The sequence below is a fragment of the Roseicyclus sp. genome, from assembly GCF_018402035.1.
GTDB lineage: Bacteria > Pseudomonadota > Alphaproteobacteria > Rhodobacterales > Rhodobacteraceae > Roseicyclus.
Genome location: NZ_JAGYJN010000028.1, coordinates 1 through 5,636 on the forward strand (window position 1 = coordinate 1; position 5,636 = coordinate 5,636).

General features: G+C 62.2%; 9 protein-coding genes. 4 read left to right on the plus strand and 5 right to left on the minus strand.

Going from position 1 to position 5,636, the window contains the following annotated elements; translation table 11 throughout:
* The first annotated feature begins 148 nt into the window (after positions 1 to 148).
* From KG698_RS14435 to KG698_RS14445, 3 genes are read left to right on the plus strand one after another with little or no spacing between them, the layout of a single operon-like run.
* Positions 149 to 889, plus strand: a complete 741-nt coding sequence (locus tag KG698_RS14435) for a glucose 1-dehydrogenase (protein ID WP_213686254.1) — start codon at positions 149 to 151, stop codon at positions 887 to 889.
* Positions 886 to 1,236, plus strand: coding sequence for a hypothetical protein (locus tag KG698_RS14440; protein WP_213686255.1), 351 nt, complete (start codon positions 886 to 888; stop codon positions 1,234 to 1,236). Before KG698_RS14435 ends, KG698_RS14440 begins: the two co-directional genes overlap by 4 nt.
* On the plus strand, positions 1,236 to 2,222 hold the full coding sequence (locus tag KG698_RS14445) for a P1 family peptidase (protein WP_367114125.1): 987 nt from the start codon (positions 1,236 to 1,238) through the stop codon (positions 2,220 to 2,222). The genes KG698_RS14440 and KG698_RS14445 overlap by 1 nt, the downstream gene beginning before the upstream one ends.
* Before the next feature lie 56 nt (positions 2,223 to 2,278).
* Here the strand turns inward: KG698_RS14445 and KG698_RS14450 are convergent, their stop codons facing one another.
* The 5 genes from KG698_RS14450 to KG698_RS14470 form a co-directional block, all read right to left on the minus strand.
* A complete protein-coding gene (locus tag KG698_RS14450; protein WP_213686257.1) occupies positions 2,279 to 2,851 on the minus strand; it encodes an ATP F0F1 synthase subunit B in 573 nt (190 codons plus the stop codon).
* Positions 2,852 to 2,855: 4 nt separating this feature from the next.
* A complete protein-coding gene (locus KG698_RS14455) occupies positions 2,856 to 3,401 on the minus strand; it encodes a F0F1 ATP synthase subunit B' (RefSeq protein WP_213686258.1) in 546 nt (181 codons plus the stop codon).
* 92 nt (positions 3,402 to 3,493) lie between these two features.
* Positions 3,494 to 3,730: a F0F1 ATP synthase subunit C gene (locus KG698_RS14460; RefSeq protein ID WP_213686259.1), complete on the minus strand. Its 237-nt coding sequence runs from the start codon at positions 3,728 to 3,730 to the stop codon at positions 3,494 to 3,496.
* A gap of 55 nt (positions 3,731 to 3,785) precedes the next feature.
* The gene (locus tag KG698_RS14465; RefSeq protein WP_300984150.1) at positions 3,786 to 4,538 is read right to left on the minus strand and encodes a F0F1 ATP synthase subunit A; all 753 of its coding nucleotides are present in this window, start codon (positions 4,536 to 4,538) and stop codon (positions 3,786 to 3,788) included.
* A gap of 103 nt (positions 4,539 to 4,641) precedes the next feature.
* Positions 4,642 to 4,998, minus strand: a complete 357-nt coding sequence (locus KG698_RS14470) for an AtpZ/AtpI family protein (protein WP_213686261.1) — start codon at positions 4,996 to 4,998, stop codon at positions 4,642 to 4,644.
* Positions 4,999 to 5,229: 231 nt separating this feature from the next.
* Between KG698_RS14470 and KG698_RS14475 the strand changes: the two genes are divergently transcribed.
* Entirely contained in the window at positions 5,230 to 5,571 is a 342-nt protein-coding gene (locus KG698_RS14475; protein ID WP_213686262.1) for a helix-turn-helix transcriptional regulator, read from the plus strand.
* The last annotated feature ends 65 nt before the right edge of the window (positions 5,572 to 5,636 follow it).

Below are 5,636 nucleotides of genomic sequence, written 5' to 3' on the forward strand. Positions count from 1 at the left end.
GCCCATCGCATGATCCGCCTGAGCGACGGGGCGACCGTGTTTCAAGCCGAGAATGTCTCGGTCTTTTTCGACCTCGCGGCGCGGCGCGCCGTGGCGATCCCCGATGATCTGCGCCATGCCTTGGACCGCTTGAGAGAGGAACCAACAGATGCGACTTGAAGGGAAAACCGCCATCGTGACCGGCGCGGGCTCGGGCTTTGGCGCGGGCATCGCGCGGATTTTCGCGCGCGAAGGGGCCACTGTGATGGTGGCCGACATCAACGCCGCAGCAGCACTTGCCATCGCCGATGAGATCGGTGGCATCGCTTGCACCGTCGATGTCGCCAATGGGGCCTCTGTCGCCGCCATGGCCAAGGCCGCGCGCGACGCGTGGGGGCGGATCGACATCTTGGTCAATAATGCCGGCATCACCCATCTGCCGAAAGCCATGGAAGATGTGACAGAGGAAGAGTTTGACCGCGTCCTCGCCGTCAACGCCAAATCCGTCTACCTCACCGCGCGCGAGATCGTGCCGGGGATGAAGGCGGCGCGCACGGGTGCCATCCTCAACATCGCATCCACCGCCGGGCTCAGCCCACGGCCGCGCCTCAACTGGTATAATGCCTCCAAGGGCTGGATGATCACCGCGACCAAGACCATGGCGGTCGAGCTTGCCCCCGCAGGTGTGCGCGTCAACGCGCTTTGCCCCGTAGCGGGCGAGACGCCGCTTCTGGCCAGTTTCATGGGCGAGGATACGCCCGAGATGCGGGCCAAGTTCCTGTCCACCATCCCGCTTGGGCGCTTTTCCACCCCGCAAGACATGGGCGAGGCGGCGGCCTTCTTGTGTTCCGATGCAGCTTCGATGATCACCGGGGTGGCGCTGGAGGTTGATGGGGGCCGCTGCATATGACGGGCTTCACCCGCCATGACCTGCCTTGCGATATCGTGGTGCATGCGGGCAATTTCGCGGGCCAGCCTGCGGCTTTCGCCTATCTGCTCACCCATTGCCCCGATCTTGACCTAGACCATGTCGAGGTGATCCGCGAGCGCCCCACAACCCGGCTTCGCGCGCGGTTCGACGCCGAGACATCCGATGAGATCGCGACCGCAGGCGGGGCTTGGAACACGCTCATCGTGATCCTGCCTGCCGCATATCCGGGGCTTGATTGCCCATTGGCCGATACCGCCACCCTACCCCGCCTTGGGCTTTGGCGTGGGCGCATCCCGCATCTTATCCCCGACAAAGGCACGCCATGATCCAGCCCGGGCCAAGGAACCTCATCACCGATGTCGCGGGGCTGCGCGTCGGCCACGCAAGCGACGCCACCATCAAGACAGGCGCGACTGTGCTGCTGGGCGATAAGCCATTTATCGCCGCCGTCCATGTCATGGGCGGCGCACCGGGCACGCGGGAAACCGACCTGCTCGCCCCTGACAAACTGGTACAGGAGGCCGATGCATTCGTGCTCTCGGGCGGCTCGGCCTTTGGGCTTGATGCCGCCTCGGGCGTGGCCGACGCGCTGCGCGCGCAGGGGCGCGGGTTCCGAGTGGGCGATCAGACCGTGCCCATCGTGCCGGGTGCGATCCTCTTTGACCTGATCAATGGCGGCGACAAGGCTTGGGCCGAGAACCCCTATAAACGTCTGGGCGCGCAGGCATTGGCCGATGCCGGGGCGGATTTCGCCCTTGGATCGGTCGGCGCTGGCACCGGCGCGCTCATCGCGGACCTCAAGGGCGGCTTGGGCTCGGCCTCCGCCACATGGAGTGGCTATACCGTCGGCGCGCTTGTCGCGGTCAACGCGCTGGGGCGCGTGACCGTGGGCGATGGGCCAGCCTTCTGGGCCGTACCCTACGAGATGGGCGCAGAATTCGGCGGGCTTGGCCCCGCCACCAGCTTTGATCCCCGCGCTGTGCCAGCGATCAAAGGCGGCGACAGCCGCAACACCACCATCGCCATCGTCGCCACCGACGCCGCGCTGACCCAAGCACAGGCCACCCGCATGGCAATCGCCGCCCATGACGGCATGGCGCGCGCGATCTGGCCCAGCCATACGCCGATGGACGGCGATCTGGTCTTTGCCGCCGCAACCGGCACACGGGCCTTGGCCGATCCGGTGCAAACGCCCCTGATGCTTGGCCATATGGCCGCACTTTGCCTATCCCGCGCGATTGCGCGTGGCGTCTATGCGGCAAGCACAGCGCCGGGCGATGTCAAACCCACATGGCAAGCGCGCTTTGGCTGAACGAAAAAACCCCGGATCGCTGATCCGGGGTTTTTCAAATCAATTGCGCCTTTGGGTTAGTGCAGGCGGCGCTCAACTTCGCCGATGGCGTTGTCGATCATCTTGTTGGCATCCGCCGCTGCCATCTGCTGGGCGATGGTCTCAGCAGCAGCCGCAATCGCAACCTCAACCGCACGGTCACGGACCGAGCGCACGGCCTTATCCTCGGCGCTTTGGATCTGATCCTCGGCAGATTTGACACGGCGCGCAATGGAGCGCTCAAGCGCTGCGCGGGCCTCAACGGCGGCGGCCTCTGCATCGGCCTTGGCTTGAGCGATGATCCGCTCGGCCTGATCGGCGACTTCGCGGCTTTGACGCTCGTAATTGGCCAAAATCGACTGTGCCTCTTCGCGCAGCGCGCGGGCCTCGTCGAGCTCGGCCTTGATCCCCTCGGCGCGCTTGTCGAGCATGCCCATCAGCATCGCGGGCACGTTGAAATAGAACAAGATCGCCAAGAACAGCACAAAGCCGATCAAGACCACGAAATCGGAATTGCCGAGCGAGGGGTTGAGCAGCCCCTTGGGCTTGCCTTCGGCGGCCAGCGCCATGGCGGGGGCCACACTCATCATGATGGCGAGCAGATGCTTCATCGTCTTACCCCTTGACCCGTGCAGCGACAGCGGCGGCCAGCGCCTTTGCATCGACCTTTTGGCCCGGTGCCACAGCCGAAACAATGTCACCTGCCACATCGGCCGCAACGTCTTCGATACTGCGCAACGCGCCTGCACGAATTTCTGTAATCCGCGCTTCACTCTCGGCGGTTTTGGCCGCAATCTCATCGTCGGCGCGCGCGATGGCTTTGCCGAGATCGGCCTGAATGGCCGCGCGTGTTTCATCAGCGATTTTCGACGCCTCGCTGCGGGCATCTGCCAGCGCTTTTTGATAGGCAGCCTCAGCCGCGACCGCGCGCTGCTTCAGCTCTTCGGCGGCGGCTAAATCATTGGTCAGCGCCCCCTGCCGTTCGGCCAGAACGGCCGCAATCCGGGGCAGCGCGATCCGGCTCAAGATGAAGTAGATCGCGACCAAAGCAATAACCAGCCAGAAGATCTGGTTGGGGAAGGTCGCAAAATCGAGCTGCGGCATACCAGGCCCAGAGGCATGGGCGACACTAACAGAATCATTTGTGACGTTCTCGGCCATATAAGTCATCCTCCTAGAACCGGGTCTACATCGGGGCACGCATCACATGACACGCGCCCCGGACGTAATGGTGGTCTCGTGAAGGTGCTGGTTCAGACGGCAAACATCAGCAGCAGCGCAACGAGGAAGGCGAAAATGCCCAGCGCTTCCGCAAATGCGATCCCGATGAACAGAGTCGCGGTCTGACCGGCCGCAGCCGAGGGATTGCGCAGCGCGCCGGCTAGGAAGTTGCCGGCAACATGGCCCACCCCGATAGCGGCGGCGCCGGAACCGATGGCGGCAAGTCCGGCACCGACGAACTGACCCATTTGTGCGATATCGCCTTCCATTGTCATTTCTCCTTAGGTTGGAAGTTCTGGTTTAGGGTGGACGTATTGCCCACCGTCAGTGATGCGGATGTAATGCGTCCTTGAGATAGACACATGTGAGGATGGTAAAGACGTAGGCTTGGATCGCCGAAACCAACACCTCGAGACCGTAGATCGCCACCACGCCGAGGATCGGCGCGATGCCTGCTAAACCCATCGCCCCTGCGAACCCAGCGAACACCTTTAGCACGGCGTGACCAGCCATAAGGTTCCCGGCAAGCCGGATTGAGTGGCTAACAGGGCGCACAAAATACGATATCAATTCGATGATTGCGAGGACGGGCCGCAAAGCCAAGGGCGCGGAGGCGACCCAAAATAAGCTTAAAAAGCCAAAGCCACTCTTGACGAAACCCAAAACCGTCACTGTAAAGAACACGCCCATCGCAAGGATCGCAGTGACCGCGATGTGCGAGGTGGTCGTGAAGCTCGACGGGATCAGGCCAAGGAAATTGGCTGACAGGATGAAAAGAAACGCGGTAAAAATGAAGGGGAAGTAAGGCAGCGCATCCTTGCCTGCCACATCCTCGACCATCTTGCGCACAAAACCGTAGGACAATTCCGCCATCGACTGCCCGCGCGAGGGGACAACAGCGCGTCCGCGCGTGCCCATCACCATCAGCGCGAAGATCGACAAGATCGACATGCCCAGCCAAAAGGTCACGTTGGTCGGCGTGTACCAAGCGATAGTATCACCACCAAACAGCGGCTTGACCTTGAACTGGTCCATCGGCGCGATGGCCAGCTTGCCGTAACCATCGGCATAGGCCAAACCGAACAACACGACCGCAAGCGCGATCAAGCCATAGGCGATCACGCGCCCATTGCCCTTGGATTGTGTCCCGGTGGTGTTGGTGCTTTCGCTCGCCACGACCTTAATCCTTCTCGTTCGCATCGGCCGCGCCTGCGACCTGTGTCTGTCTGTCGGCCTCTGCTTCGGCCTTTCGCTGAAGTTCGCGCGCCGACCGGATCATGGTTTTGACCCCCGCGACAAACCCCAACAGCATGAACAAGACCATCAACCAAGGGCCAGTGCCCAAGAGCCAGTCCAGCCCGTATCCAATCCCGAAGCCGATGCCCATGCCGGCCACCAGCTCGATCACCATCCGCCACGCAAGATGCGCCTGCGAATAATGCTCCTCCATATGGGGTTTGGGTGCCTGTGCTTTCTTAGCGGCGGCGATCCGTGCTTCGAGCGCTCTCAGACGCGCATCTTCGCTTGGGTCAGCCATGGCACTCACCCCCCTTTCGGAAGTTGCGCGGAAACTATGTCGCCAACAGCCCAGAGTCAACGCGCGCCGCATCGCAGAGAATTCGCGTTATGTATCTGAAATAATGATATTATTCTCGGATGCGGCAAATCGGTATCGGGCCACGGATCGGGTCAAAGGGGCCATTTGCACCAAAGGCGCATATTCAACCGATTGGTTGACGATCTGGGCCAAGCCGGTCTAGCTCAGCGCATGACCAGCGCGCTCGACATTGTTTTCGCCGCCCTCGCCGACCCAACCCGGCGCGAGATCCTGCGCATGTTGTTGGAAGATGACATGGCCGTCACCGATGTGGCCGAACCGTTTGCGATGTCATTGGCCGCGATCTCCAAGCATCTGGCGATCTTGGCCGCCGCAGGCCTCATCAGCCAAGAAAAGCGGGGCCGGGTGAAATGGTGCAAGCTCGAGCCCGACGCGCTGCGCGCAGCCTCCGTCTGGATGCAATCCTTTGGCCAGTTCGAGCCGGTCAATCTTGATGCCTTCGAGGCGTTCTTGGCGCAGGAACTTCACCTCCCGACCGACCCCGAGTTGTAGGCTGCGCCTTTAGGGGCACCATGTGCCTCAATCCTTGAGCAAAAGCGCCAAGGCGAGCATCGTCA

What these genes read in the sequence shown, in the direction of transcription:
- KG698_RS14435 (WP_213686254.1), top strand. Translation starts at nt 149, where the DNA reads ATGCGACTTGAAGGGAAAACCGCCATCGTGACCGGCGCGGGCTCGGGC.
- KG698_RS14440 (WP_213686255.1), top strand. Translation starts at nt 886, where the DNA reads ATGACGGGCTTCACCCGCCATGACCTGCCTTGCGATATCGTGGTGCAT.
- KG698_RS14450 (WP_213686257.1), bottom strand. Translation starts at nt 2,851, where the DNA reads ATGAAGCATCTGCTCGCCATCATGATGAGTGTGGCCCCCGCCATGGCG.
- KG698_RS14455 (WP_213686258.1), bottom strand. Translation starts at nt 3,401, where the DNA reads ATGGCCGAGAACGTCACAAATGATTCTGTTAGTGTCGCCCATGCCTCT.
- KG698_RS14460 (WP_213686259.1), bottom strand. Translation starts at nt 3,730, where the DNA reads ATGGAAGGCGATATCGCACAAATGGGTCAGTTCGTCGGTGCCGGACTT.
- KG698_RS14470 (WP_213686261.1), bottom strand. Translation starts at nt 4,998, where the DNA reads ATGGCTGACCCAAGCGAAGATGCGCGTCTGAGAGCGCTCGAAGCACGG.
- KG698_RS14475 (WP_213686262.1), top strand. Translation starts at nt 5,230, where the DNA reads ATGACCAGCGCGCTCGACATTGTTTTCGCCGCCCTCGCCGACCCAACC.